The following is a 24,692-nucleotide window of genomic DNA, read 5'->3' as shown; positions in this document are numbered from 1 at the left end:
ATGGCGTCGATCGCGGCTAGGGGATGTGCACCTGGACGGTGTCGACGGTCATGTATGGGATGCCGAGCGTGATCCACGTGTAGACCTTGAAGTTGCTGCCGTCGGTCCCTGTCAGGGGCCGCCCCTGGGGGTCGGTGAGCGTCGACATCGCCTCGACCCGGCCCACGACCCCGAAGAGGTACTCCCGCCCGGCCTGCACGAGGAAGCGCTTCCGGAACGGGCGAGGTGTGAAGAGCGAGCCCGGCAGCCGGGCGCGCTCGGGTCCGAAGCTCTGGTCGCGCGTGATGCCCGCGACCGGGAGCACGGCGTGGTCGAGCAGGTCGAAGCCACCGGGGATCACCTGCCACGAGGCGAGCACGACGCTCGCTCGTAGCGTCACGTGGCCCGCGGAGAGGGTGGGGTAGTAGTCGAGGACCGCGGCGAGCATGCCGTCGCGAACATTGACCATCGGCTCGAAGTCCACGGTGCCGAGCGTGAACGCCGGGGAGTAACGGATCCCGATCCCCGCTTCCCCGCGGGTGTCGTCGGCGGGCGAGGTCCACGGCACGATCGCGTACGCGAACAGGTCGCCGGTCTGCGCCGACGCCCAGTCCGGCCGCGTCGTGCTGCCCGGCGCCGGCCACGCCAGGGCATACCGCTGCCGGTCGGGGGGCGGCACCATCCAGTGGTCGCGGTAGTCGGCGTCCCTGGGGATGTACAGCGACGCCGGCCACCGGAACCGGTCCAGCTCGACGTCGAGGTCGAGGGTCGGCTTCGCGCGGAAGGCGTCCGACCACGTGACGTCGGTCCAGACGTCCCAGATGCGGTCGGCCCCGTGGCCGCCCCGCGTCGGGAGGACCTCGGCGACCTCGGACTCCAGCCCGGTCGCCCGGAGCGCGTCCTGGACGTGGGCCATGCCGTGCGTGGACGGCGCGGGCGAGGTCGGGAGCTCGAGGAGCGCCGGATCGACCTCCCGCGCCTCGAGAGGGTGCTGCGGTTCATCCATGGCCGTGCTCCTCACCGGGGGCTGCACAGGGATGGCGGCTCGACGCGGCCCCACACTCGAGGGATAGCGCACCCGTCGCGCAGGTACAAGGTGGGCTAGGCGGCTCGGTGCGCCCGCACCGGGACGTAGACGAGGGCGGTCAGGGCAACCGCGAGTGCCGAGACCAGCGGCGCGGTCATCGCCAGCAGCGACGACCCCACGACGAGGACGGCGAGCGTGGCGGCCGCGTCGGCCGCTGCTCCGCGTGTGGTGGAGTGCCGGTTGCCCACCTCCTCACTGTGGGTGGGACCCCGTCCCCGCGCCTCCCACGGTGACCCCAGATCAGACGGAGTTTCCTCCCAGGCGCCAGCGGCGTCTGCCCGCGGAGGAGGGGCGCCGGGCGCGGTGAGGAGGTCCGCCCGTCAGGACCGGCGTACGACGACGCGGCCGCCGTCGACCTCCCACCGCTGGTGCAGCCGCACGTTCTCCAGCAGGCGGCGGTCGTGCGAGACCAGCAGCAGCGCACCGTCGTACGACGCCAGGGCCTGCTCGAGCTGCTCGATGGCGGGCAGGTCCAGGTGGTTGGTCGGCTCGTCGAGGACCAGCAGGTTCACCCCGCGTGCCTGGAGCAGCGCCATCGCCGCGCGGGTCCGCTCGCCGGGGGAGAGGCGGCCCACCGGGCTGGTGACCTGGTCGGCCTTGAGACCGAACTTCGCGAGCAGGGTGCGCACCTCGGCCTGGGTCATCTCCGGCACGACGGCCTCGAAGGCGGCGCCGAGGGGCAGCTCCTCGGCGAGGCCCGTGCGGGCCTGGTCGATCAGGCCGACGGCGACCGACGCGCCCAGCGAGGCGGTGCCGGTGTCGGGGGTGTCGCGCCCGAGCAGCAGTCGCAGGAGCGTGGTCTTGCCCGCCCCGTTGGGGCCGGTGATGCCGATCCGGTCGCCGGCGTCCACCTGCGCGGAGACCGGACCGAGGGTGAAGTCGCCCAAGGTCCGGGTCGCGTCGTTGAGGGTCGCGACGACCTGGCTCGAGCGCGGCGCTGCAGCGATGTCGAACTGAAGGGCCCACTCCTTGCGCGGCTCCTCGACCTCCTCCAGGCGCGCGATCCGCGACTCCATCTGGCGGACCTTCTGCGCCTGCTTCTCCGACGACTCGGTGGCCGCCCGCCGCCGGATCTTGTCGTTGTCGGGGTTCTTGCGCATCGCGTTGCGCACACCCTGCGAGCTCCACTCCCGCTGGGTGCGTGCCCGCTTCACGAGGTCGGCCCGGGTCTCGGCGTACTGCTCGTAGGCCTCCCTGGCGTGACGCCGGGCGACGGCTCGCTCCTCGAGGAAGGAGTCGTAGCCGCCGTCGTGGACGGCGACCTTGCCCTGGGCCAGGTCCAGCTCGACGATCCGGGTGACGCATCGCGCGAGGAACTCGCGGTCGTGCGACACGAGCACGACGCCGCCGCGCAGCCCCTGCACGAACGCCTCGAGGCGCGCCAGCCCGTCGAGGTCGAGGTCGTTGGTCGGCTCGTCGAGCAGGACGACGTCGAAGCGGCTGAGCAGGAGCGCGGCGAGCGCGACCCGTGCGGCCTGACCGCCGGACAGGGAGGTCATCAGGGCGTCGGGACCCACCTCGATGCCGAGGTCGGCCAGCACCGGCGCGATCCTGTCCTCGAGGTCGGTGGCCCCGCTGGCCAGCCACCGGTCGTACGCCACCGCGTAGGCGTCGTCCGCCCCCGGCTCGCCCGAGCCGAGCGCGCCGGCGGCGGCCTCCATCGCCGCGGTCGCCTCGGCCGCACCCGTGCGCCGCGCGACGTAGTGCGCGACCGTCTCCCCGGGCATCCGCTCGTGCTCCTGCGGCAGCCACCCCACGAAGGCGTCGCGCGGCGCGCACTCGACGGACCCGGCCATCGGCTGCACCACCCCGCCGAGCAGGGACAGCAGGGTCGACTTCCCGGCCCCGTTGGCGCCGACGACGCCGATCACGTCGCCCGGAGCGACCGTGAGGTCGAGGCCCTCGAAGAGGACCCGGTGCCCGTGCCCGCCGGACAGGTCCTTCGCGACGAGGGTGGCGTTCACGCGAGGGAGCCTAGCGACGCCGGACGTAGGCTCTCGACATGGACCTCATCCTGATCCTGGTCGTCCTCGCGGCGATCGGCGCCGTCGCGGTCGGTGTGTCGCGCCGCAACCAGGCGCGTGAGCTGACCCGGCGGGAGGACGAGCTCGCCCCGGTGCGGAAGCTGGCCTTCGAGGACATCACCGCGTTCGGCGAGGACCTGCAGCAGCTCGACCTGGAGATGACCGGGCACGAGCTCGACGCCGGTGCCACCGCCGACTACCAGCGGGCGCTCGACGCCTACGAGTCCGCCAAGACGGCCGGTGACTCGATCACCGGGCCCGACGACATCCGGCACGTCACGTCGATCGTCGAGGACGGTCGCTACGCCATCGCGTGCGTGCGCGCCCGCGTCGCGGGCGAGGCGCTGCCGACCCGGCGGCCGCCGTGCTTCTTCGACCCCCGTCACGGCCCCTCCGTGGCCGACGTCGCGTTCGTCCCCCCGGACGGTGTCGAGCGGGACGTGCCTGCCTGCGCCCTCGACGTCGAGCGCGTCCGGGCCGGCGCCGAGCCCGACGTGCGCAAGGTGATGGTCGGGCCGCAGAGGGTCCCGTACTGGCAGGGCGGTCGCGCCTACGAGCCCTACGCGATGGGCTATTTCGGCGCCTTCGGTCCGATGACCTGGATGTTCATGGGCGGCATGATGTTCAGCGACTTCGGCAGCGGTTACGACGGCGGCGACGGCGGCGACGGCGGAGGCGACGGAGGCGACGGTGGCGACGGCGGCGGGTTCGACGGCGGCGACGGTGGCGGGTTCGACGGCGGGTTCGACGGCGGCGGCTTCGACATGGGCTTCTGAGTCGCCGTCGTTCGACCGCGTCCGTCAGTCCAGGCGGTAGGGGCTCGACCCCGGCACCCAGGTGACCGCGTGCGTGGCTGCGTAGGCCTCGACCGCGGTCCGGATGGTCGCGTAGAAGCGGTCGTCGCTGAGAGCGGCGAGCCCGTAGGTCCTGACCTTGGCCTGCACGGCGTCCTTCAGCTCGGCGAAGACCAGCCGCGTCCCCGCCTCGTCGAGCTCGGTGTCGAGGTCGGCGAGCATGTCCGCTGCGGTGGTGTCGACGTCGGTGATCGGTTCGGCCGCGACGATGATCCACACGGGCCGCGGCTCCATCGCTGCGAGACGGCGCACCTGGTTGCGGAACGTGCGTGCGTTCGCGAACAGCAGCGGTGCGTCGAACCGGTAGATCGCCAGACCGGGCAGGTGCTCGGTGGTCTCCCGGTAGGCGGTGTCGTGGTAGCCGCGGAGGCCGCTCGCGCGACCGAGGATCGCCTGGTGGGGCCACCACACCCGGCGGAACACGTTGAGGATCGACAGGCCGACGGCCGCCGCGATGCCGTACAGCACCCCGAGGAGGGCGACGCTGAGGAACGCCACGAGGGCGAGGACGAAGTCGGAGCGGCGTTGGCGCCGGAGCCGGCGTAGCCCGGCGATGTCGGCGAGGGACAGCGACGCGGCGATGACGACGGCTGCGAGCGCCGGCTGGGGGAGGTTGCGGAGCAGCCCGGGCGCGGCGACCAGCACGGTGATGATCGCGGCCGCTCCCACCAGGCCGGTGACCTGCGTCCGGGCGCCGCTCTGGAACGCGACCGCGGTCCGTGAGCCACTGGTGCTGACGGGGAACCCCTGGAAGCACCCGGCGGCGATGCTGGCCGCGCCGACCCCGATCATCTCGCGGTCCCCGTCGAGCTCCTCCCCGGTCTTGTCGGCGAACACGGATGCGGTCGAGATGGTGTCGGTGAGGGAGACCAGCGAGATGCCGAGCGCACCGGCGAGCAGGAGCCCCAGGTCGCCGATCGGCACCGTCGGCAGCGTGAGGGGCGGAAAGCCCGAGGGGAGCTCGCCGACCAGCTCGACGCCCCGGTCCGCGAGGTCGAACACGGCAACGGCTGCGATCGCGAGGACGACGGCGGCGAGCACGGCCGGGAAGATCGGCCACAGGTGCTGAAGCCCCGTGATCAGGACCAGGCAGGCTGCCCCGACCGCCAGCGCGGCTCCGACGGTCTCCCCGTCGCTGACCGCCTCGGCGAACGCGACCGCCTCGCCGATCAGGCCGTCCGCGTCGACGGAGAACCCGAACAGCTTGGGCAGCTGGCTGACCAAGATCGTCAGCGCGAGGCCGTTCATGTACCCGATCTGGGTCGGCCTCGAGAGGAGGTCGGCGATGAACCCGAGCTTGAAGACTCCGGCGAGGACGGTGATGGCACCCACCATGAGGGCGAGCACGGATGCGTAGGCGACGGCCGTCCCGGTGTCGCCGTCGCTCGCGACGAGCGGGACGACGACCGCCGCGATCATCGGCCCGAGCGACGAGTCCGGACCGAGGACGAGCACCCGTGACGGACCGAACAACGCGTAGCCGAGCAGCGCGAGGATGGTCGTGTAGAGGCCGGTGATCGCGGGCAGGCCCGCCAGCTCGGCGTACGCCATCCCCTGCGGGACCAGCAGCGTCGTGAGCACGAGACCGGCGACCAGGTCCTTGCCGAGCAGGGACGGCCGGTAGGAGCGCAGCATCGCCAGCCCTGGCACCGCGCGGGGGAGGGCACCGAGACGGGAGGTCGCGTGCGCAGCCACTGCGTCTCCTCTCGGTCGTCCCCGTCCGGCACGGGCCTGGTCGACACCTCGAGGACACCACCCCGCACGGTGAGGTCGCACCATCTGGACCGGGTGACTTCGATCGGCCGACCGCGTGCCCGGAGGCTGCCGGGGGGAGCAGTTGGGGCGGATGATGACCGCGTGCCCCTGCGCCCGGTCGAGTACGTCATCACGTCGCCGCTGTCCCTGGCGCGGGTGCTCTGGTGGTACGGCGAGGACGAGCTGTGGGGTGCGGCGCTGGCACTGACGCCGACGACCGTCGCGGACCTCTCCCCGCGGTTCGCCCGACTCCGCGCTGCGCCGGAGGTCATGGACCTCCTGTGGCCCGGTGGTCCCGCCGCGGACGCGCACCTCGTGCTGGGAGTGCTGGAACACCTGGAAGGGCGTCCGCGGCACGCGGCCCGTCGGACCCGCCGCGGCAGTGCGATGCCCGACGTGCTCGACGTCGATGAACACGAGCGGTGGCGCGACCCCGTGCTGGCAGAGGTCCTCCGTCTCGTCCATGAGCGGACAGGAGTGACCGACGGTCCGGAGCCGTGGCAGATGAGGGCTGTCCACGGACGGTATGCGCCGGCGTGGCGCATCCTCCTGACCGGGGAATGGTGACGACTGCAGGCGGTCGATCGAACACATGTTCTATCGTGTGTGGGTGCCGCGCCAGCCCCCGTTCCACGTGTGGGTCGACCTCACCGGCAGGTGGTCGGTGCCGTCCCCGGGCGTGCTGCTCGCGTGGCGCCGCTCCGACCGTCGCGGATGGGAGGCATGGGTCGTCCGGGTGGAGTCGTACTCGACCGGCACCGGCTCCGAGGTGGTCCTGTCCCAGTCGTGGGTGTCGGCTGCGCTGGTCCGACCGGCCGACGGCAGGACGTGAGCCGCGGCTGATGCAGACCGTTGGAGACCGATACAGCCGATCCACAAGTGCGGAACGAGTCGCGCACACCGGTCGCGTCGGCTGACGGCCGGGCCTACGGTCGTTGCCAGGACCCCAGCCCCAGGTGCTTCCAGCCGACCTTCGGGCGGGTCCCGCGCCAGCCGGCTCCCAGCGGCGGGCGCAGGCTGCCGCCTCGAGTGGGGGGTGCCGACGTGACCGTACGGGCCGTGGGGGGCCGTCGGTCGGCCCCGCCCGGCCACGTGCCGGGCGGGGCGTTCACCCCCTCCGGCGGTCACCTGGCTTCGGTGCGCGCCTCCAACGCTCGCAGCACCGCGACCATGTCCGCACGGCCGTGGCCCAGCCGTTCGGCCTCCGCGAACAGGTCTCGGCACGTGTCGATGACAGGCGAGGACATGCGGGCACGACTCGCTGCCTCCGCCACGAGACGGCTGTTGTAGTGCACGTCACTGATCGATGCCTGCGTCTCGAAGTCGCCCCGCACCAGCTTCTCCAGCTTGATCCGGGAGACGCTGCTGGCCATGGGTCCGGAGTCCAGCACCGAACGGAAGGTCTCGAGGTCCAGGCCGTGCTTCTCGGCGAAGTGGAACGCCTCGGCCAGCCCGGTGACCTGGGTGATGAGGAAGAGGTTGACTGCCAGCTTCATCCGGGTCGCGTTCGGGACCTGACCGCACGTGACCGTGGTCGAGCACAGCGGTGCGAGCAGGGGGAGCACCTTGTCCACGGCTGCGTCCGGGCCGGCCACCATCCCCACCAGCTCACCGGCCTCCGCGGGGCGACGCGACCCCGACACCGGCGCCTCGACGTAGCGGCCACCGGCCGACGTGGTGTCCGCGGAGAGTCGCTCCGAGTACGACGCCGCGGTCGTGCCCATGTGGACCAGCGTCCGACCGGCCACCATCTGGGCGAAGCGGGGCGTGCCACGTTCCAGCACCTCGTCGATGGCCGCGCCGTTCGCCAGCATCAGGAACACCGTCCTCGCGTCGCGCAGCACCTGAGCGGGGCTGCTGGCGACCGTGGCGCCGGCACGGGCCACCAGGTCCGCCTTGCCGGGGGACCGGTTCCACACCACCAGAGGGGTGCCCGCACGGGCCATGTTGAGGGCCATGGGCAGGCCCATGTGCCCGAGCCCGATGAATCCGACACTCATCAACGCCTCCTGCGACTCGTGCACCGCCGATCTCCGCGACGTTGCCGGAGGCGCTCAGCCCCCGGCCGTACCGTGGTCCAGCGTGCCGGTCCGCAGCGGGCGCGGACCAGCGCGCATCCGGCCAGCCGTCGCCGATTTGGCGCCACGTTCGCGGCCAGGGCGCCAGCCGTCTGGTCCAGCGGCTGTACCACCTCACGAGTTTCCTGCCGTGACGTCGAAGGAACGGTCAAGTCGCCGCGAGCGGGGCAGCGGCCCTCCTACCGTGGGGCCTGTCCCCTTCGACGGGACGACGGAGGGAGCCGACTTCGGGGGTTGTCGGCACTCGGAGCCCAGCTGGCAGCACTCCAGCTGGGCTCTTTCCGTCGTGTCCCCGATCGCCTGCTGATCCGCTCGTCACGCGACGTGCACGGATGCGGGCCCGGCCGGCACGTCGTAGCGGTGGCGCACGACGCCACCGTCGAGCTTCGTCAGGACGTGGTGCGCCAACCGTGCGGCCGTGGGCGCCACGGACAGGTTCCGGCTCGCGTAGAGGCTGGTCCAGGCGTCGGGGCGCTGGTGGCGGACCCGCACCTCGAGCACCTCAGGAGCGCGCCACCCCTGCACCGGTCTCCCGCTCGGCGGAGTGACCAGCTCGAGTGCGTCCCACTGTCCCATCACCAGCCGCACCTGCAGGTCGAGCGCGGTGGACAGCAGGGACGGGTGCTCGTCGACGACGAGCATGCGGTGGTGGAGGCGGTACCGGTACGGCTGGCGACAGCCGCAGGTGACTCCGGCGCGCGCCGCCGCGACGGCGAGGTCGAGCGCGCAGGCATCGGGGTCTCGCAGCCGGACGGCACACAGTCGTGCCGCACACGTCCAGTCACCGGCGACGACATCGGCCAGGGCGTCGAGGGCGGGCGCGAGAAGTCGTGCCCCGGGATGCACGATCGCGATGGCCATGTGGATCCCTCCTCGCCGGGTCAGACCACGTAGGTCCCCAGCGTCGAGCGCGGCCGGACGGGCCGACCCGGTGCCGCGCACTTTTCCCGCGAACCGGGGACGACGAGCCGTCGTCGGGGAGGGTCGATGCGAAGGCGTGAGGCGCGTGGAGGGAGGCGCGCGGAGGGAGGCGCGTGGAGGGAGTGGGTCGGCCTGTAGGCCGGGTTCTGTCCCGCAATGCGGGGGCGACCATCCATCTGCGACGACCGTTGCCGGCCGCCTGGTGCGATCTACCCGGATGCTCGGGCGGGCCGCCCTCGGACGCATCCTGTCTGATCTTGCTCCGGGTGGGGTTTGCCTAGCTGCGCCGGTCGCCCGGCGCACTGGTGGTCTCTTGCACCACCGTTTCACCCTTACCGGTCCGGAGACCGGCGGTCTGTTCTCTGTGGCACTGATCCCGCGGGTTGCCCCGGGTGGCTGTTGGCCACCACCCTGCCCTGTGGAGCCCGGACCTTCCTCGACCCGCCACCGGAGCGGCGAGCCGCGGCCGCCCGGCCGACCCACTCACCGAGGAGTCTAGGGGTGCGTCAGCACCTCGGCGCCATCCTCGGTGACGAGCAGGGTGTGCTCGAACTGCGCGGAGCGGCGGCGGTCCTTGGTGACGACGGTCCAGCCGTCGTCCCACATGTCGTAGTCGGGCGTGCCGAGGTTGAGCATCGGCTCGATCGTGAAGGTCATGCCGACCCGGATCTCGTCGTCGAAGCGCTCGTCGTCGTAGTGGGGGATGATCAGGCCGGAGTGGAACGACGTGCCGATGCCGTGGCCGGTGAAGTCGCGGACGACGCCGTAGCCGAACCGCTTGGCGTACGCCTCGATGACGCGCCCGATGACGTTGACCCGGCGCCCCGGCTTGACCGCCTTGATCGCCCGGTCGAGCGCCTCCTTGGTGCGCTCGACGAGCAGCCGCGACTCCTCGTCGACGTCGCCGGCGAGGAAGGTGGCGTTGGTGTCGCCGTGCACGCCGCCGATGAAGGCGGTGATGTCGATGTTGACGATGTCGCCGTCCTCGACGACGCGCGCGTCGGGGATGCCGTGGCAGATCACCTCGTTGACGCTCGAGCACAGCGACTTCGGGAAGCCGCGGTAGCCGAGCGTCGAGGGGTAGGCGCCGTGGTCGAGGAGGAACTCGTGGCCGATCCGGTCGAGCTCGTCGGTGGTGACACCGGGTACGACGTGGGAGCCGACGAGGTCGCGGGCCTGGGCGGCCAGGCGGCCCGCGACCCGCATGCGCTCGATGGTCTCGGCGTCCTTGACCTCCTCGCCGGTGAAGCGCTGCGGCGCCGGCTGGTCGACGTACTCCGGACGGGCGATGTGGGCGGGCACGGCACGACGCGCAGATACCTCTGCGGGGGATACGGCAGGCACGGGCGCGAGTGTAGTTTCGGCCCATGAGCGAGAACGAATACTGGTTCTGCCTGACGCACCACACCGTCGAGGGGAGGGACGGCTGCCGGAACAGCGACCGCCTCGGCCCCTACGCGACGTCCGCCGAGGCCTCGCGCGCGCTCGAGAAGGTCGAGGAGCGCAACGAGGAGTGGGACAACGACCCGAAGTGGAACGACGACGGCCCCGGCTCGGGAGACGGCATCACCGACGGCACACCGGACAGCTGATCACTTCTTCTTCTTCTTCTTCTTCTTGTTCTTCTTGCCCGTGACGGGGTTGGCCGCCTGAGCGACGTCCGCGGCGGCACGGACGCTCTTCAGCGCCCGCTTGGTGTTCTTGTCGAGCGTCTTGGTGAGCTCGGCGATCGCCGCCTCGTACTGCTTGCTCACGCGCGCGGCCGTCTCGGCGGCCACCCGCTCCGCGGTGTCCCGCGCGACCTTCTGGATCGTCGCGGCCGTCGCGACCGCCTGCCCTCCGACGTCGGCGGCGCGGTCGGCGTGGGAGCGACGTGCCGCGGCGGCCACCGGCTTGTCGGTCGCGTTCTTCCTGGTCGGCGCCGCACTCGTCGTCGCGGCCGACTTCTTGGCGGCCGTCTTCTTGGCGGCCGTCTTCTTCGCGGGGGACTTCTTGGCCGTCGTCTTCGTGGCGGTCTTCTTCGCGGGGGACTTCTTCGCGGGGGACTTCTTCGCGGGGGACTTCTTGGCGGTCGACGTCGTGGCTGCCGTCGCCTTCGTGGCGGTCGTCTTCTTCGCGGTCGTCTTCTTCGCGGTCGTCTTCGTGGCGGCCGTCTTCTTCGCAGGAGCCTTCTTCGCGGGGCTCTTCCTGGCGGTGGACGTCTTCGCTGCCGTCGTCTCGGCCGGTGTCTCGCTCACGGAAGGCTCCTCGCGTCGTCGGGATGCCTGATCCTGCCGCGCCGGAGCGAGGTTGTCACCGGCTGGGGTGTCGGCGTGCCCGCCGGCTGGGCTGGTCGGCCTGACCAGCGGGCCGCCGCGAGCGATCAGAACGTGTGCTCGGCGCCCGGGAAGGTACCGCCGCGGACGTCGTCGGCGTACGCCCTGGCCGCCTCGAGCAGCACGCCGTGCACGTCGGCGTACTGCTTGACGAAGCGCGCCATCCGGCCCGTTCGGAGGCCGAAGGCGTCCTGCCACACGAGGACCTGGCCGTCGCACCCGGCTCCGGCGCCGATGCCGATCGTCGGGATCGTCAGCTCCTTGCTGATCTGCTCCGCGACGTCGCCGGGGACCATCTCCATGACGACCGCGAACGCGCCCGCCTCCTGCACGGCGCGCGCGTCGGCGACGACGCGGTCGCTCGCGTCGCCGCGCCCCTGGACGCGGTAGCCGCCGAGGGTGTGCTCGGACTGCGGGGTGAAGCCGATGTGGGCCATGACTGGGATGCCTCCCCGGGTGCACTTCTCGATGACCGGGGTCATCTCGGCCCCGCCCTCGAGCTTCACGGCGTGGGCGCCGGCCTCCTTCATGAACCGGGCCGCGGTGAGGTAGCCCTGCTCGGGCGAGGCCTGGTAGCTGCCGAACGGCAGGTCGCCGACGACGAGCGCCCGCTTGGCGGACCGCGCGACCGCCCGGGTGAGGGGGAGCAGCTCATCGACCGTGACCGGGAGGGAGGTCTCGTTGCCGAAGACGTTGTTGCTCGCCGAGTCGCCGACCAGCAGCAGGTCGATGCCCGCCTCGTCGAAGGTGGCGGCGGTGTACATGTCGTACGCCGTCAGCATCGTGATCTTCTCGCCGCGCTCCTTCATCTCCCGCAGGTGATGGGTGCGGACCCGCTTCACGGGGGCGGACTGCTGCCCAGCAGCCGGGCCGGAACCGTAGGGGGCGGTCTCTTCAGGCATGCTCGCTCCTCGTCATCTCGCAGCTCCCTGATGGAGTCCACGGACCACTCGTCAGGCTAGTGCCGACCGGTGGGTACGGCGCTGTGGTGACGGTCACGCTCAGCGCGGCGACACCCGCACGACGCGGTCGCGCACGCCGTTGTCGGTCGTGACGAGCAGGTCGCCGTCGCGGGCCGACGTGACCGACCGCACCCGGCCGAGCCGCTGGAGCCGGGGCGGCCGGGTGACCGAGACGAGTCCGCCGGCCGTGTCGAAGCGCAGGAACAGGACCTCGGAGGCCTTCAGCGCTGCGACCGCGAGCGTCCCCTCGAGCGCGCCCCACTGCGGACCGCGGACCCAGGAGGCGCCCGAGGTGGCGAGCGTCGGCTCGCCGGAGGACCAGGCCGCCTCCTGCTGCTCGCCCGGCAGCGACTGGTCGGTCATCGGGACCGACTCGTCGTAGCCCGGGACGGGGTTCCAGCCGTAGTCGCCGCCCGCGACGAGCCGGTTGACCTCGTCGTCGCGGTAGCTGCCGTGCTCGACCGACCACATCGAGCCGTCGTCGCGCTGGGCGAGGCCCTGGACGTTGCGGTGGCCGTAGGTCCACACGAAGCGCCGCGCGGTGCTCGCACCGGCGTAGGGGTTGCCGGCCATCGGGGCGCCGGTGTCGCGGTGGATGCGCAGCACCTTGCCGCCGAGGGAGTCGAGGTCTCGCGGGTTCGTCCCGACGGCGGCGTCACCGGTGCCGACGAACAGGGCGTCGCTGTCGCGGTCGAGGAGCAGGCGGCAGCCGCCGTGGCGTCCCGAGGTCGAGGGGAGACCGGTCAGGATCGTGCGGTGGCGGCTGAGTCTCGACCACCTCGCGTCGACGCGCCATCGGCTCACCTGCACGTGCCGACCACCCCTCGCGCTGCCGTGGCACGCCCACAGCGTGCGCGCGCCGGGGTCCACGGCGAGGGACATGAGACCGGTCTCGCCGGAGACCCACACCAGCTTCGAGAGGTCGGCGAGGGTGTGCCGCTTCCCCTGGCGCACGACGCTGAGGCGGGCGCGGTCGCGCTCGGAGACGACGAGCCGACCACCCGTGGCCTGCTGGACGTCCCACGGGTGCTGGAGCCCGCGGGCGACCGTCCGGACGCGCAGCTGCGGGGCACGCGCCTCCTGGTGGCCCACGGCGTCAGCGGTCGCGACCGACGGCGGCGGGCCGGTCAGCAGGCCGCCCGCGAGGGCGCCGGTGGCGAGGAGGGTGGACAGGGACAGGCGGGTGCCGAGGCTGTGGCGCACGCTGGCGACGCTAGGGGAGGACCGCCGCTCGGTAAAGGTCCGTCACGCCTCAGTGGCCGAGCAGCCCGGCGAGGGGCCGGGCCAGCTGGATGCCGACCATGGTCGTGTCGTAGCCGAGGCGCTCGTTGAGGGCGCGCATCGCGGCGTTGCCGTCCTGGGTCCACGTGTAGACCTCCTCGATGCCGTGCTCGGCAGCCCAGGCCAGGGTGACCAGCTTGAGGTGGATGGCCAGCCCGCGCCCGCGCCAGTCGCGGCGTACGGCGGTGAGGCCGTTCTCGGCGCGGCTGGGCTGGTCGGGGTCGAGGCCGAGGCCGGCGCACCCGACCACCTCGCCCTCGTGGAGAGCGAGGAACATCGGGTCGCAGAGCCACGACTGCGTCCACCGCTCCGCGCTGACCTCGAGCGGGGTGTCGACGGCGAAGTCGGCGAGCGCCTCGAGCCCGAAGCCCTCGTAGGCCGCCTCCCACAGCCCGGGACGCTCCTGCGCCGTGACCACCTCGATGCCGTCCGGCGCCGGGGTCGACCCGACGGGGCCCGCGATCCGGTAGGTCTGCTCGACCTCGCGGTTGACCTCCTCGAAGCCGAACCGGGCGGCGAAGGCGAGCGAGCCGTCGTCGTCGGCGCCCGCGCGCACCGTCGGGTGGCCGAGGTCCGCGACGTGGGTGACCAGCCGCTCGAGCAGCGCGGTGCCGTGGCCGCGGCGGCGGTGCTCGGGCAGGACGCGGGGGATCACGGTGCCCGCGCGTCCGATCTCGGAGCGGGTGGCCATGCCGGACCCGACGACCACACCGTCTTCTCGTGCGACCACCAGCAGCCGCTCCGGCGTCTCGTCGGCTCGGAGCTCCGCGACGGACTGGGTGCGCTCGTAGGGGATCACCGCGATCCGTACGCGGCGCCACTCCTCGAGGTCGTCGTCGGTGACGCAGGGGCTGATCTCGAGGGCCATGGCGCGAGCCTGTCCCGCCGGCCGGGGGTAGTCCAGTGGGTTTCTGCTGTCGACCGGGGCTCGGCACGACCGTTTCCCACTGGACTACCACCGACGCGGGAGCGGCTCCCTAGAGTGGCGGCGTGGACTTCTACTCCGCCTACGCCCAGGGCTTCGCCCGGATCGCGGCAGTCACCCTGCCGGTGCACCTCGCCGATCCCGTCGCCAACGCAGCCGCCGTGATCGAGCAGGCGGAGGCCTGCCACGACGACTCGGTCGCCGTCGCGGTGTTCCCGGAGCTGTGCCTGACCGGCTACTCGGTGGACGACCTGTTCCTGCAGGACACGCTGCTCGCCACCGTCGAGGAGGCGATCGCCGGGATCGTCGCGGCCAGCGCCGACCTGATGACGATGCTGGTGGTCGGCGCCCCCGTCGTGCACGGCAACCGGGTCTTCAACGCCGCCGTCGTCATCCACCGCGGCTCGATCCTCGGCGTCGCCCCGAAGTCCTACCTGCCCAACTACCGCGAGTTCTACGAGCGTCGGTGGTTCGCGCCCGGCGACGACCGCGAGCTCGAGTGGATCAACGTCGCCGGCCAGGACGTCCGGTTCGGCCCCGACCTGATCTTCCGGTGCCTCGACGTCCCCGGCCTCGACCTGCACGTCGAGGTCTGCGAGGACATGTGGGTGCCCGTGCCGCCGAGCGCGGAGGCCGCGCTGGCCGGCGCGACGGTGCTGGCCAACCTGAGCGGGTCGCCGATCACGATCGCCCGCGCGGAGGACCGTCGGCTGCTGGTCCGCAGCGCGAGCGCGCGCTGCTCGGCGGCGTACGTCTATGCCGCCGCCGGGCAGGGGGAGTCGACCACCGACCTGAGCTGGGACAGCCAGACGATGGTCTACGAGTGCGGCTCGCTGCTGGGGGAGAGCGAGCGGTTCCCCGACGGCCCGAGGCGCACGGTCGTCGACGTCGACCTCGACCTGGTCCGCCAGGAGCGGATGCGGCAGGTCACGTTCGACGACAACCGCCGCACCCACCACGAGCGCACCAACCGGTTCCGCACCGTGGAGTGGGAGCTCGAGCCGCCGGCCGGTGACATCGGGCTGCTGCGCAAGGTGGACCGCTACCCGTTCGTGCCCGACGACCCCGAGCGGCTCGCCCTCGACTGCTACGAGGCCTACAACATCCAGGTCTCCGGCCTCGAGCAGCGGCTCAACGCCATCGGGTCGCCCAAGGCCGTGATCGGGGTCAGCGGCGGCCTCGACTCGACGCACGCGCTGATCGTCGCGTGCAAGGCGATGGACCGGCTCGGTCGCCCGCGCAGCGACGTCCTCGCCTTCACGATGCCCGGCTTCGCGACGGGGGAGACCACCAAGTCGTACGCCACCCGGCTCTCGCAGGCGCTCGGCGTCACCTTCGAGGAGCTCGACATCCGGCCCGCGGCCGAGCAGATGCTCCGGGACCTCGGCCACCCCTACGGTCGCGGCGAGAAGGTCTACGACGTCACCTTCGAGAACGTGCAGGCCGGGCTGCGCTACGACTACCTCTTCCGGCTGGCCAACCAGCGCGGCGGCATCGTCGTCGGCACCGGCGACCTCAGCGAGCTCGCGCTCGGCTGGTGCACGTACGGCGTGGGCGACCAGATGTCGCACTACACGGTGAACGCCGGCGTCCCGAAGACGCTCGTGCAGCACCTCATCCGCTGGGTGATCAGCCACGGCGAGTTCGACGAGGCGGTGGGCCAGGTGCTCGGGGAGATCCTCGAGCTGGAGATCACCCCCGAGCTGATCCCCGTCGAGGAGGGGAAGAAGCCGCAGGCCACGCAGGACACCGTCGGTCCCTACAACCTGCAGGACTTCACGCTCGCGCTCGTGGTGCGCCACGGCTTCCGGCCGCGCAAGATCGCTTTCCTGGCCTGGCACGCGTGGAAGGACGCCGAGTCCGGCGAGTGGCCGCCCGGCTTCCCCGACGACGCCCGGGTGGCGTACTCGCTCGAGGAGGTCCGCACCTGGCTGGTGGTCTTCGTCAAGCGGTTCTTCGCCAACCAGTTCAAGCGCTCGGCGCTGCCCAACGGCCCCAAGGTCAGCCCCAGCGGCACGATGAGCCCCCGCGGCGACTGGCGGATGCCGAGCGACGCGAAGGGCACCGCCTGGCTGGCGGAGATCGACCGGGACGTGCCGCAGGACTGAACGGTGCCTGTGCCGGCCCACCCCCACTTGTAGGGGTGTCCTGACACTCGGAGGGGCGTGTCAGGGCCTCCAAGTGTCGGACTCCCCGCTCGAGCGGGGAGACCGACCGACAGCAGCAGCGGCCTGACGCCTTTGCCTGCCCTTAACGACCGGCTGGAGCGCGGTTAGCCGCGCCCGGGCGAACCTCCTCGTACGACGCCGCACCCGGTGTCGGACGACGGAGGAGGAAGCGTGCAGAAGAAGAAGGCAGTCATCGGAGGCGCAGCGGTCGCGGTGGTCGTGGTCGGGCTCGGGTCCTGGTGGGCCGTGGGCAACGCCGTCGAGGCGCAGACCAGCGAGCGCGGCACGTGCGGCGGGGCGACCTGGGAGCTCAGCGCCGAGGCGGAGGACGGCGGCACCGAGGTGAGCGCCGAGCTGCAGTCGGCCGGCCCCGGCGAGGAGTGGCAGGTCGAGCTGACCCGCGACGACACCTCCCTGCTCACCGGCACCCGTACCACCGACGAGGACGGCGAGATCGACGTCGACGCCTACAGCGACGGCAACCCCGGCGACGCGACGTACGCCGTCACCTTCACGCCCGCCGACGGCGAGCCCTGCACCGCCACCCTCGGCTCCTGAGCCGCCCCCACCCACGAGATGGAGAGCACCATGAAGAAGATCATCGCCAGCACCATCCTGGTCGCCACCGCCGCGGCCGGCAGCGCCGTCCTGGTGGCCGCGCCCGCCAGCGCGGACGTGGAGCGGCGCGGCACCTGCGCCGGAGCGACGTACGAGCTCAACGTCGACCGCGAGCGCGGCGGCTACGAGGTCGACGCCGACATCGAGAACGCCCGCGCGTCCAGCCGGTGGACCGTCGCGGTCCGCCACAACGGCAAGGTCGCGGTGTCCCGCACCCTCGAGGCCGACGACGAGGGTGAGCTCGACCTCGACACCTTCCGCAGGAACACCCGGGGCAAGGACACCTTCAGGCTCACGGTGACCCCGGCCGGCGGCGGCGCCTGCTCGGTGAAGGTCTCCGTGGCCTGAGCCCGTTCCACCGGGAGGAGCCCGGGTCAGTCCGTCCGCAAGGTGACGGCGACCCGGGCTCCACCCATGTCCGAGGCGCCCGTGGTGATCGCACCGCCGGAGTCCTCGGCGGTGCGGGCGGCGATGGAGAGGCCCAGCCCGGTGGAGCCCGAGCCGCTCTTCCCGCGACCGGTGGCGTCGAGCCCGGCGGGCAGCCCGGGTCCGGCGTCCTCCACGACGAGCTCGACCCGGTCGTCGGCGGCGTCGAGCGTGATCCGGACGGCGGCGTCGTCGGGGGTGTGCGAGAAGACGTTGTCGAGCAGCACGTCGACCATCGCCTCCAGGTCGGCCCGGCTGGCCCGCAGCAGCGGCCCCGACCCCGCCAGGCGGAGGTCGTAGGTGCGGCCCTGGTCCTCGGCCAGCGCCTCCCAGTGGCGGACACGCCCCGCGATGACCTCGACCGCGTCCGTGCGCGGGTCCAGGCCCTCGCGCTCGGAGCGGCGGGCCTCGCGGACGATCTCGTCGACCGTGGCCTGCAGCGCGTCGAGGTCCCCGGCCAGGCGGTCGCGCAGGACGGGGTCGTCGACGGTCTCGACGCGCAGCCGCAGCGCGGTGACGGGCGTCCGCAGGCGGTGGGACAGGTCGGCGACGCTCTCGCGCTCGCGGGCCAGGAGCAGCTGGATGCGGCCGGTGAGCCGCTCGACGGCGCCGGCCAGCTCCTGCACCTCCGGTGGTCCCTCGACCGCCGCAACGGGAGTCACGGCGCCCGGGCGGCCGAGCGTCTGCGTGTGCTCGGCAAGTCGGCGGATGGGCAGCACGAACGACCGGCCGAGGCGGTCGACCACCACCAGCGAACCGGCCAGCAGCGCCAGCGCGAGCAGCGCCAGGAGGCCCCAGGCGACGCCGACCACCGAGGTGAGGCCCGGCTCGTCGACGACGATCCGGATGACCGGTGTCTGGGAGGGCAGGGCGGAGTTGCCGCCCCGCGACACGGGCACGAGGATCTGCGACCCGCCGGGGACGTCGTCGACGCGGGCGCGGCCGGTGTTGCGGGCGTCGAGGACCAGCTCGTCCTGCCCGCGGTCGGGTCCGATCTCCAGGCCGTCGGGGTAGAGCACGGTCACCTGCGTGTTGCTCTCGGCGTCGTTCAGCCGGTCGACGTACTGCCCCACGGCCCCGGCGTCCTGTCCGGACACGACCGTCTCGACCGCCTGCACCTCGAGGGCCGCGCGCGCCAGCCGGTCCTCCAGCGCGTAGCTGCGCACGAGGATCGCCATCGGCACCAGCATCGCCAGCAGCACCATCGAGATGGCCGCGGCCGCCGTCACCAGGAGGCTGCGGCGCACCTCAGCCGTCCTGCCCGGTCTCGGTGGCGGGCGCCGCGAGCCGTACGCCGACGCCGCGCACCGTGGTCAGGTAGCGAGGGGCGGCGGCGGACTCGCCGAGCTTGCGGCGCAGCCACGACAGGTGCACGTCGACCGTCTTGTCCGACCCGCCCCACGGCTGGCGCCACACCTCCACCAGCAGGTCGCGCTTGGTGACCACCTCCCCGGGCCGCTCGGCGAGGTGGGCGAGCAGGTCGAACTCGCGCGGGGTGAGGTCGACCTCGGCGCCGTCGAGGTGCACCCGACGCCCGGCGAGGTCGACGGCGAGGGCGCCGACGGTGATGGTCGACGGCCGCTGCCGGCCCGCGTCGACCCGGCGCAGCACCGCGCGGATGCGGGCGTCGAGCTGGGCGCTGGTGAACGGCTTCACGACGTAGTCGTCGGCGCCCGCGTCGAGCGCCCCCACCAGGGACGGGTCGTCGGCACGGGCGCTGGCGATGATGACCGGCACCTGGCTGACCGCGCGGAGCATGGAGAGCACCTGGGTGCCGTCGACGTCGGGCAGCCCGAGGTCGAGCACGACCAGGTCGGGGCCGGAGTCGACCGCGAGCTGCAGTCCCGCCATCCCGGTGGGCGCGGAGGTCACGGTGTGCCCGCACTCGCGCAGGCCACGGACCAGCAACGGCCGGATCCGGTCGTCGTCCTCGATGATCAGCACCTCGGGCACGCCGCGACCGTACCGTCCGCGGCCGCCCCCACCGGGCGCCGAGGGCGAGGCTTAGCACTGCCTTAACCACCGCCTCACCTCCCGCTGACGTGCGGGCGGGCACGATGGCCCCGTGAGACGCCGGATGCTGCTCGTCGGCCTGTGGGCCGCCACCACCGTCGTCGCCGTGCTCGTCGGTGTCTTCGCCGTCTCCACCGTCGGCGCCACGATCCGCGACCGCGGTCCCGTCGGTGACGAGGTCGCCCGCGACGTGTCGGCGCCGTCCGCGTCGGTGCCCGAGCCCGACGGCCCGGCCGTGTCCGACGAGATCTCGGGGGAGTGGGGGGCCTTCGTCGTCGAGTGCCGCGACACGTGGGCGTACGGCGTCGGCGTACGACCCGCCGAGGACGCCGGCTGGCGCATCGTCAGCTGGGAGAAGGGGCCGGACGACGACGTCGACGCCGTCTTCAGCGACGGACGCAACTCGGTCGACCTGGAGGTCTTCTGCAACCGCGGGCGGCCCACGCTCGCCGAGCTCGAGCGCAACACGCTGGGCGAGGACTGAACGGTCCACCGCCCCCGGTGCAACCTTCGGAGGAGCAGGTGCGTCCAGTCAGCGACACACCACTTCACGGGGAGACCGAGATGACCCACCGCACCACCGTCCTGGCCCGCGCCACCGCGCTCGCCGGCGCCGCCCTCCTGGCCGGCTCGCTGGCGTCCGCGCCCGCACAGGCCCAGCCGGACCCGGACCAGCGCGCCGCGCGCACCACGCTGACCTTCACCGTCGACGACTGCGAGGGCTGCGAGGTCCAGCTCGTCAACGCGCGCAGCACCCTCGACGCCGACGTCGTCCACGTCTGGGAGTCGCGCACCAAGGAGGTGCGCGACGGCGAGGTGACCTTCCGGATCCCGACCCGCCGCACCTGGGGCATGTCGGCCACCGTGGTCGCGCCCTGGGAGGGCTTCACCGGCTACCGCACCACGGTCGCGTGGCGCTACGGCGGCAAGAGCGTCGGCGACACCGTCACCCTCGAGGAGGCCGTGACCAAGAAGAGGGCGTCGGCCTGCTGGGAGGGCGTGCGCAGCCGCGAGGTCGTGGTGCCGCTCGTCGTGGAGAAGGTGCGCGTGCGCGGCCAGAAGAAGGAGGTCGACGGCAGCATCGCCTTCGCCTCGACGACCGAGAGCTGGCTGCCGCCGATGCGGCGGGTGTGGGACGGCGTGCTGGGGTCGCAGGACGTCAACATCTGCCGCTGATCGGTCTGGGCACGACCCGGACGTTTTCCGGGGCCGGTCGCGGGGCAGGATCCTCCGCATGAGCGATGACGTCACCGCGACCGGTCCCGCGGAGCCGCGCAGGCTTCCCCGGGACTACCCGCCCTTCCTCTACATCCCGTGCGTGTCCCACGTGACCGACGGAACCTACGCCGAGGCGGTCTACCGCCAGACCAAGGACGGCCGCACGGCCCTGCTCGTCTACTCCTCGCTCGACCGGCTGCAGGCGTGCCAGGGCGAGGACCAGCCGTGGTTCGGGCTGCCGCTGCAGAGCCTCCAGATGCTCTACGACGTGCGTCCCTTCGACATCGTCTACACCGACGTCTACGTGCCCGAGGAGCGTCGCGCCCCGCAGGCGGGGGTGCGCGCATGAGCGCCGCGGACGGCGGCGGTGGGGGAGGCGCCTCGAGCCTCGTCGTCGACCACGCCACCCTCACCCGGGTCGCGGACCAGCTCGGGCAGGCGGGGTCGGCCTTCGACTCCGTCGGCACGTCGCGCCCCGGTGCGGGCGGCACCGGTCAGGCCGAGCCGCTGCTGCTGATGATCCTGGCCGCGGCCAGCGACGCGGCCGCCCGGCTCGCCTTCGAGTCGACGACGATCGCGGCTGCCGTGGAGGACTGCAACAGCACGGTCGAGACGGTCGACGCCCACGAGGCGGCGTCGTTCCTCGTGAACGGGCTGGTCGCCGATGAGTGACCTCGACACCGAGATCGAGGGCGAGGTCGCCAACGTCCGCGCCGTCGGTCGCTGGCTGCGCCAGGACCTGCGCACCGGCTTCGACAGCCTCGCCACCACGGTCGCGCAGCAGCGCAGCGACGCGGCGGGCGACTGGCAGGGCGAGGCGGGCACGGCGTTCAGCGGACGCGCCCGCGAGCTCGCACGGTCCGGCGACGAGGGCGCCGCGATCACCGGGCACGTCGCGACGCTCGTCGACGACCTGGCCGACGACATGCGCACCGCCCAGGACGCGATGGCCGACGTCCGCACCGCCGCGCGCGAGGGTGACCTCGAGGTGGACGGCTTCACGGTGCGCAACCCCGGCGACGGGCCTCCGTCCACCGGCCAGTCGCCCGCCCCCGACGCCACCCCCTCGGAGTGGGACGCGTGGGAGGCCCGCGACGCCGCCGTCCGTCGGCACAACCGCAAGGTCGAGGTGTGGAACCAGTGCGTCGAGGACGCCACGGCGGCCTGGGACGCCTGGCAGCGCGCCCTCGAGGCCGGGGCCTCGGCCTGGCAGCGCCACGACAAGGACTACGTGGGCATCGCCGGCCAGCTCATCTCCGCGAACATCCAGCTCGAGCTCGTCCGCCGCGCCACGCCGCACCTCTCGGGCGAGGTCGACCGGATGCTCACCCGGGCCGCCGAGCTGCGCGCCCACGCCGACGCGCTGCGCACCCCCGATGGCCGGGTCACCGACCCGGGTCACTTCTACGACCTGATGGACGAGGCCGACCGGCTCGACGACGCGCACCCGTCGGCACGACGTTCGCTGTCGAACTGGGAGCTGCCCAAGGGGCTCACCCGCGGCCTCTGGGTCATCGACATCGCCACCACGGGCTACGCCATCGCCTCCGACTGGGAGGAGGAGGGCCCGACCCAGGCGATCACCTCGAACGCGGTGCCGGCCGCCGCCTCGATCCTGGCGGGCACGGCGTCGGGCGCTTACATCGGCGGCGTGGTGGGCAGCTTCGTCCCGATCCCGGGCGTCGGCACGGCCGCCGGTGTCGTCGTCGGCGCGGCCGTCGGTACGGTGGTGGGCGCCTTCACCTCCGGGGCGATCGACAGCCTCTTCGACTCCGGCGCCGACACCCTCGGCGACTGGGGCGGCGCGGTAGTCGACGGCGTCGAGGAGGTCGGCGAGACGTTCGGTGCCATCGGCGAGGGAGTGGGAGACGTCTTTGACTCGATCTTCTGAGCGAATGGCCGGACGCAACGCCTTCACCTCCCGCCCCGCCGGGATCTTCACCGCGGTGGTCACCGGCCTGATCGGCGCCGGGGCGCTCTACGTGGCCGCGACGAGCCAGGAGCGGCGCCTGCTCAACCTCGTGCTCGGGGCCTTCATGCTGTCGGTGGCGGCGATGGCCGTCCTCGCCCAGCGGCGGAGCGTCGCGACGTGGCGGCGCACCGAGCTCCGCGGCCGACCGGCGTGGGCGATGTCGCTCGGGGAGCGGGGGCAGGTGCCTGCCGTCGCGCTGGTGCTGACCGTCCTCGGCCTCGGGCTCGCGCTCGCCGCGGTGCTGGACGACCGCACGGGCGTCCGCGTCGCGGCCGGCCTCGCGGCGCTGCTGCTGCTGGTGCTGGCGGCCGAGATGTGGCGTGCGTGGTCGCGACGCCCCGAGCTGCGGATCTCGGCCGACCTCGTCGAGCTGCACGGCCCCGGCATCGACAGCGAGCTCGCGTGGGACGACGTGGGAGCCGTGGAGCACGCGAACCTCGGCACGCGGTGGGCGGCCCTCGTGCTGACCGCGACGGCTGGCGCGCCGTCGTACCACTGGACGCTGAGCCGGTTCCTGCTGCCGACCGACCGCGAGCCCGATCCGCCGGGCATCCACCTGCGCTTCGGGCTGGTGCCCGACGAGGCGCAGCTGCGGCGCGTGCTGCGCGAGCTGCACCTCGCCGACCGGGGCCGGCGGGAGGCGCTGGTCGCCGCCGGCCCGCCCTCCGACGCCGGGTCCTGATCCGGCTGCTGACACCGGCCGAGCGCAGGCCGCCCGTGCCAATAGGGTGGTGCCATGGGCAAGCAAGAGGACTTCGTGCTCCGGGCGCTCGAGGAGCGTGACGTCCGGTTCGTGCGGCTGTGGTTCACCGACGTGCTGGGCTTCCTCAAGAGCGTGAGCGTGGCACCGGCCGAGCTCGAGAACGCCTTCGAGGAGGGCATCGGCTTCGACGGCTCCGCCATCGAGGGCTTCGCCCGCGTCTACGAGTCCGACATGCTCGCCCACCCCGACGCGTCGACGTTCCAGATCCTGCCCTGGCGCACGGGGGAGGACGGCGGCCCGGCCACGGCGCGCATGTTCTGCGACATCGTGATGCCCGACGGCAGCCCGTCGTACGCCGACCCGCGGCACGTGCTGAAGCGCACGCTGGGCGCGGCCGCCGACAAGGGGTTCACCTTCTACACCCACCCCGAGATCGAGTTCTACCTGTTCAAGGACGTGCCCGGGAAGGGCGACGAGCCGGTGCCGGTGGACCGCAGCGGGTTCTTCGACCACACGGCGCAGTCGCGCGGCGCCGACTTCCGCCGCGAGGCGATCACGATGCTCGAGGCGATGGGCATCTCGGTGGAGTTCAGCCACCACGAGGGCGGCCCGGGTCAGCAGGAGATCGACCTGCGCTACGCCGACGCGCTCACCACCGCCGACAACATCATGACCTTCCGCACGGTCATCCGTGAGGTCGCGCTCGGCCAGGGCATCTGGGCCTCCTTCATGCCCAAGCCCTTCACGACGCACCCCGGGTCGGGCATGCACACCCACGTGTCGCTCTTCGAGGGCGACCGCAACGCCTTCTTCGAGGCCGGCGCGCAGTACCAGCTCTCGAAGACGGGGCGGCAGTTCATCGCCGGCATCCTGCGCCACGCCAGCGAGATCAGCGTCGTCACCAATCAGTGGGTCAACTCCTACAAGCGGCTCCTCGGAGGCGGCGAGGCGCCGTCGGGCGTCTGCTGGGGCCACAACAACCGCTCCGCGATGGTGCGCGTGCCGATGTACAAGCCCAACAAGGGCCAGTCCACGCGCGTCGAGCTCCGCACGATCGACCCCGCCTGCAACCCCTATCTCGCCTTCGCCGTGGTCCTCGGGGCCGGCATGAAGGGCATCGAGGAGGGCTACGAGCTGCCGCGCGAGGCCGAGGACGACGTCTGGTCGCTCACCGAGCGCGAGCGCAAGGCGCTGGGCATCTCGCCCCTGCCGCGCAGCCTGTGGGACGCCATCGGGATCGCCGAGGACTCCGAGCTGCTGGCCGAGACCCTGGGCGAGCACGTCTTCGACTTCTTCCTGCGCAACAAGCGCGCCGAGTGGGAGGAGTACCGCACCCAGGTCTCCGCCTACGAGCGCGACCGGATGCTGCCGGTCCTCTGAGACCGGCGGCTCT

General features: G+C 72.6%; 27 protein-coding genes and 1 other RNA gene. 14 read left to right on the top strand and 14 right to left on the bottom strand.

Features of this window, described 5'->3' with window-relative positions:
- Positions 1-16 precede the first annotated feature (16 nt).
- The 3 genes from NYO98_RS09515 to NYO98_RS09505 form a co-directional block, all read right to left on the bottom strand.
- Positions 17-985, bottom strand: coding sequence for a hypothetical protein (locus tag NYO98_RS09515; RefSeq protein ID WP_268111394.1), 969 nt, complete (start codon positions 983-985; stop codon positions 17-19).
- A 95-nt stretch (positions 986-1,080) separates the two neighbouring features.
- Entirely contained in the window at positions 1,081-1,254 is a 174-nt protein-coding gene (locus NYO98_RS09510; protein WP_268111393.1) for a hypothetical protein, read from the bottom strand.
- Between the two features lie 132 nt (positions 1,255-1,386).
- On the bottom strand, positions 1,387-3,030 hold the full coding sequence (locus NYO98_RS09505; protein WP_268111392.1) for an ABC-F family ATP-binding cassette domain-containing protein: 1,644 nt from the start codon (positions 3,028-3,030) through the stop codon (positions 1,387-1,389).
- A 38-nt stretch (positions 3,031-3,068) separates the two neighbouring features.
- Between NYO98_RS09505 and NYO98_RS09500 the strand changes: the two genes are divergently transcribed.
- Positions 3,069-3,866: a hypothetical protein gene (locus tag NYO98_RS09500; protein ID WP_268111390.1), complete on the top strand. Its 798-nt coding sequence runs from the start codon at positions 3,069-3,071 to the stop codon at positions 3,864-3,866.
- 24 nt (positions 3,867-3,890) lie between these two features.
- Here the strand turns inward: NYO98_RS09500 and NYO98_RS09495 are convergent, their stop codons facing one another.
- Entirely contained in the window at positions 3,891-5,639 is a 1,749-nt protein-coding gene (locus NYO98_RS09495; RefSeq protein ID WP_268111389.1) for a SulP family inorganic anion transporter, read from the bottom strand.
- A 162-nt stretch (positions 5,640-5,801) separates the two neighbouring features.
- Here NYO98_RS09495 and NYO98_RS09490 point away from each other — a divergent pair, with 162 nt between their 5' ends.
- Both NYO98_RS09490 and NYO98_RS09485 read left to right on the top strand, forming a co-directional pair.
- Positions 5,802-6,266, top strand: a complete 465-nt coding sequence (locus tag NYO98_RS09490; RefSeq protein ID WP_268111388.1) for a hypothetical protein — start codon at positions 5,802-5,804, stop codon at positions 6,264-6,266.
- Between the two features lie 43 nt (positions 6,267-6,309).
- Complete coding sequence (locus tag NYO98_RS09485; protein WP_268111387.1) at positions 6,310-6,531, top strand: hypothetical protein; 222 nt, start codon at positions 6,310-6,312, stop codon at positions 6,529-6,531.
- Between the two features lie 292 nt (positions 6,532-6,823).
- Here the strand turns inward: NYO98_RS09485 and NYO98_RS09480 are convergent, their stop codons facing one another.
- The 4 genes from NYO98_RS09480 to map all read right to left on the bottom strand — a co-directional run bounded on the left by NYO98_RS09480 (position 6,824) and on the right by map (position 10,042).
- Positions 6,824-7,699, bottom strand: coding sequence for an NAD(P)-dependent oxidoreductase (locus NYO98_RS09480; RefSeq protein ID WP_268111386.1), 876 nt, complete (start codon positions 7,697-7,699; stop codon positions 6,824-6,826).
- A gap of 393 nt (positions 7,700-8,092) precedes the next feature.
- Positions 8,093-8,638 carry a hypothetical protein gene (locus NYO98_RS09475; RefSeq protein ID WP_268111385.1) on the bottom strand — a complete coding sequence of 182 codons (546 nt, stop codon included), beginning with the start codon at positions 8,636-8,638 and terminating at the stop codon, positions 8,093-8,095.
- A 179-nt stretch (positions 8,639-8,817) separates the two neighbouring features.
- Positions 8,818-9,180, bottom strand: an RNA gene (gene rnpB, locus NYO98_RS09470) — RNase P RNA component class A.
- 13 nt (positions 9,181-9,193) lie between these two features.
- A complete protein-coding gene (gene map / locus NYO98_RS09465; RefSeq protein WP_268111384.1) occupies positions 9,194-10,042 on the bottom strand; it encodes a type I methionyl aminopeptidase in 849 nt (282 codons plus the stop codon).
- Positions 10,043-10,065: 23 nt separating this feature from the next.
- Between map and NYO98_RS09460 the strand changes: the two genes are divergently transcribed.
- The gene (locus NYO98_RS09460; RefSeq protein WP_268111383.1) at positions 10,066-10,290 is read left to right on the top strand and encodes a hypothetical protein; all 225 of its coding nucleotides are present in this window, start codon (positions 10,066-10,068) and stop codon (positions 10,288-10,290) included.
- Here NYO98_RS09460 and NYO98_RS09455 read toward each other — a convergent pair whose 3' ends face one another.
- The 4 genes from NYO98_RS09455 to NYO98_RS09440 form a co-directional block, all read right to left on the bottom strand.
- On the bottom strand, positions 10,291-10,935 hold the full coding sequence (locus tag NYO98_RS09455) for a histone H1-like repetitive region-containing protein (protein ID WP_268111382.1): 645 nt from the start codon (positions 10,933-10,935) through the stop codon (positions 10,291-10,293). It abuts the gene before it with no gap.
- A gap of 125 nt (positions 10,936-11,060) precedes the next feature.
- The gene (gene panB / locus NYO98_RS09450; protein ID WP_268111381.1) at positions 11,061-11,915 is read right to left on the bottom strand and encodes a 3-methyl-2-oxobutanoate hydroxymethyltransferase; all 855 of its coding nucleotides are present in this window, start codon (positions 11,913-11,915) and stop codon (positions 11,061-11,063) included.
- A gap of 99 nt (positions 11,916-12,014) precedes the next feature.
- Entirely contained in the window at positions 12,015-13,178 is a 1,164-nt protein-coding gene (locus tag NYO98_RS09445; RefSeq protein ID WP_268111380.1) for a PQQ-dependent sugar dehydrogenase, read from the bottom strand.
- 49 nt (positions 13,179-13,227) lie between these two features.
- The gene (locus tag NYO98_RS09440) at positions 13,228-14,124 is read right to left on the bottom strand and encodes a GNAT family N-acetyltransferase (protein ID WP_268111379.1); all 897 of its coding nucleotides are present in this window, start codon (positions 14,122-14,124) and stop codon (positions 13,228-13,230) included.
- 122 nt (positions 14,125-14,246) lie between these two features.
- Here NYO98_RS09440 and NYO98_RS09435 point away from each other — a divergent pair, with 122 nt between their 5' ends.
- From NYO98_RS09435 to NYO98_RS09425, 3 genes are all read left to right on the top strand, one after another.
- The gene (locus NYO98_RS09435) at positions 14,247-16,289 is read left to right on the top strand and encodes an NAD(+) synthase (protein WP_268111378.1); all 2,043 of its coding nucleotides are present in this window, start codon (positions 14,247-14,249) and stop codon (positions 16,287-16,289) included.
- A gap of 231 nt (positions 16,290-16,520) precedes the next feature.
- Complete coding sequence (locus NYO98_RS09430) at positions 16,521-16,907, top strand: hypothetical protein (RefSeq protein WP_268111376.1); 387 nt, start codon at positions 16,521-16,523, stop codon at positions 16,905-16,907.
- Positions 16,908-16,937: 30 nt separating this feature from the next.
- The gene (locus NYO98_RS09425; protein ID WP_268111375.1) at positions 16,938-17,315 is read left to right on the top strand and encodes a hypothetical protein; all 378 of its coding nucleotides are present in this window, start codon (positions 16,938-16,940) and stop codon (positions 17,313-17,315) included.
- A 26-nt stretch (positions 17,316-17,341) separates the two neighbouring features.
- On the opposite strand, the gene NYO98_RS09420 is transcribed toward NYO98_RS09425, so the two are convergent.
- Positions 17,342-18,640, bottom strand: coding sequence for a sensor histidine kinase (locus tag NYO98_RS09420; RefSeq protein ID WP_268111374.1), 1,299 nt, complete (start codon positions 18,638-18,640; stop codon positions 17,342-17,344).
- A 1-nt stretch (position 18,641) separates the two neighbouring features.
- Positions 18,642-19,346 carry a response regulator transcription factor gene (locus NYO98_RS09415; protein ID WP_268111373.1) on the bottom strand — a complete coding sequence of 235 codons (705 nt, stop codon included), beginning with the start codon at positions 19,344-19,346 and terminating at the stop codon, positions 18,642-18,644.
- A gap of 112 nt (positions 19,347-19,458) precedes the next feature.
- Between NYO98_RS09415 and NYO98_RS09410 the strand changes: the two genes are divergently transcribed.
- The 7 genes from NYO98_RS09410 to NYO98_RS09380 all read left to right on the top strand — a co-directional run bounded on the left by NYO98_RS09410 (position 19,459) and on the right by NYO98_RS09380 (position 24,679).
- On the top strand, positions 19,459-19,890 hold the full coding sequence (locus NYO98_RS09410; RefSeq protein ID WP_268111372.1) for a hypothetical protein: 432 nt from the start codon (positions 19,459-19,461) through the stop codon (positions 19,888-19,890).
- An 80-nt stretch (positions 19,891-19,970) separates the two neighbouring features.
- The gene (locus NYO98_RS09405; RefSeq protein WP_268111371.1) at positions 19,971-20,582 is read left to right on the top strand and encodes a hypothetical protein; all 612 of its coding nucleotides are present in this window, start codon (positions 19,971-19,973) and stop codon (positions 20,580-20,582) included.
- Positions 20,583-20,640: 58 nt separating this feature from the next.
- A complete protein-coding gene (locus tag NYO98_RS09400; protein ID WP_268111370.1) occupies positions 20,641-20,973 on the top strand; it encodes an SAV_915 family protein in 333 nt (110 codons plus the stop codon).
- Positions 20,970-21,296: a hypothetical protein gene (locus tag NYO98_RS09395; protein ID WP_268111369.1), complete on the top strand. Its 327-nt coding sequence runs from the start codon at positions 20,970-20,972 to the stop codon at positions 21,294-21,296. Before NYO98_RS09400 ends, NYO98_RS09395 begins: the two co-directional genes overlap by 4 nt.
- Entirely contained in the window at positions 21,289-22,515 is a 1,227-nt protein-coding gene (locus NYO98_RS09390; protein WP_268111367.1) for a hypothetical protein, read from the top strand. The genes NYO98_RS09395 and NYO98_RS09390 overlap by 8 nt, the downstream gene beginning before the upstream one ends.
- 4 nt (positions 22,516-22,519) lie before the next feature.
- Positions 22,520-23,278 carry a hypothetical protein gene (locus NYO98_RS09385; protein ID WP_268111365.1) on the top strand — a complete coding sequence of 253 codons (759 nt, stop codon included), beginning with the start codon at positions 22,520-22,522 and terminating at the stop codon, positions 23,276-23,278.
- Between the two features lie 54 nt (positions 23,279-23,332).
- Positions 23,333-24,679 carry a glutamine synthetase family protein gene (locus NYO98_RS09380; protein ID WP_268111364.1) on the top strand — a complete coding sequence of 449 codons (1,347 nt, stop codon included), beginning with the start codon at positions 23,333-23,335 and terminating at the stop codon, positions 24,677-24,679.
- The last annotated feature ends 13 nt before the right edge of the window (positions 24,680-24,692 follow it).

It is taken from the genome of Nocardioides pini, assembly GCF_026712185.1.
GTDB classification, from domain to species: domain Bacteria; phylum Actinomycetota; class Actinomycetes; order Propionibacteriales; family Nocardioidaceae; genus Nocardioides; species Nocardioides pini.
Note: the sequence above shows the minus strand (reverse complement) of the source record. Positions and strands in the feature narration are given on the sequence as shown.

Bases quoted from the DNA above. Each gene is read 5' to 3' on its own strand.
- NYO98_RS09515 (WP_268111394.1), bottom strand. From the start codon at position 985: ATGGATGAACCGCAGCACCCTCTCGAGGCGCGGGAGGTCGATCCGGCG.
- NYO98_RS09500 (WP_268111390.1), top strand. From the start codon at position 3,069: ATGGACCTCATCCTGATCCTGGTCGTCCTCGCGGCGATCGGCGCCGTC.
- NYO98_RS09480 (WP_268111386.1), bottom strand. From the start codon at position 7,699: ATGAGTGTCGGATTCATCGGGCTCGGGCACATGGGCCTGCCCATGGCC.
- NYO98_RS09475 (WP_268111385.1), bottom strand. From the start codon at position 8,638: ATGGCCATCGCGATCGTGCATCCCGGGGCACGACTTCTCGCGCCCGCC.
- NYO98_RS09460 (WP_268111383.1), top strand. From the start codon at position 10,066: ATGAGCGAGAACGAATACTGGTTCTGCCTGACGCACCACACCGTCGAG.
- panB (WP_268111381.1), bottom strand. From the start codon at position 11,915: ATGCCTGAAGAGACCGCCCCCTACGGTTCCGGCCCGGCTGCTGGGCAG.
- NYO98_RS09440 (WP_268111379.1), bottom strand. From the start codon at position 14,124: ATGGCCCTCGAGATCAGCCCCTGCGTCACCGACGACGACCTCGAGGAG.
- NYO98_RS09425 (WP_268111375.1), top strand. From the start codon at position 16,938: ATGAAGAAGATCATCGCCAGCACCATCCTGGTCGCCACCGCCGCGGCC.
- NYO98_RS09405 (WP_268111371.1), top strand. From the start codon at position 19,971: ATGACCCACCGCACCACCGTCCTGGCCCGCGCCACCGCGCTCGCCGGC.
- NYO98_RS09400 (WP_268111370.1), top strand. From the start codon at position 20,641: ATGAGCGATGACGTCACCGCGACCGGTCCCGCGGAGCCGCGCAGGCTT.
- NYO98_RS09395 (WP_268111369.1), top strand. From the start codon at position 20,970: ATGAGCGCCGCGGACGGCGGCGGTGGGGGAGGCGCCTCGAGCCTCGTC.
- NYO98_RS09390 (WP_268111367.1), top strand. From the start codon at position 21,289: ATGAGTGACCTCGACACCGAGATCGAGGGCGAGGTCGCCAACGTCCGC.
- NYO98_RS09385 (WP_268111365.1), top strand. From the start codon at position 22,520: ATGGCCGGACGCAACGCCTTCACCTCCCGCCCCGCCGGGATCTTCACC.
- NYO98_RS09380 (WP_268111364.1), top strand. From the start codon at position 23,333: ATGGGCAAGCAAGAGGACTTCGTGCTCCGGGCGCTCGAGGAGCGTGAC.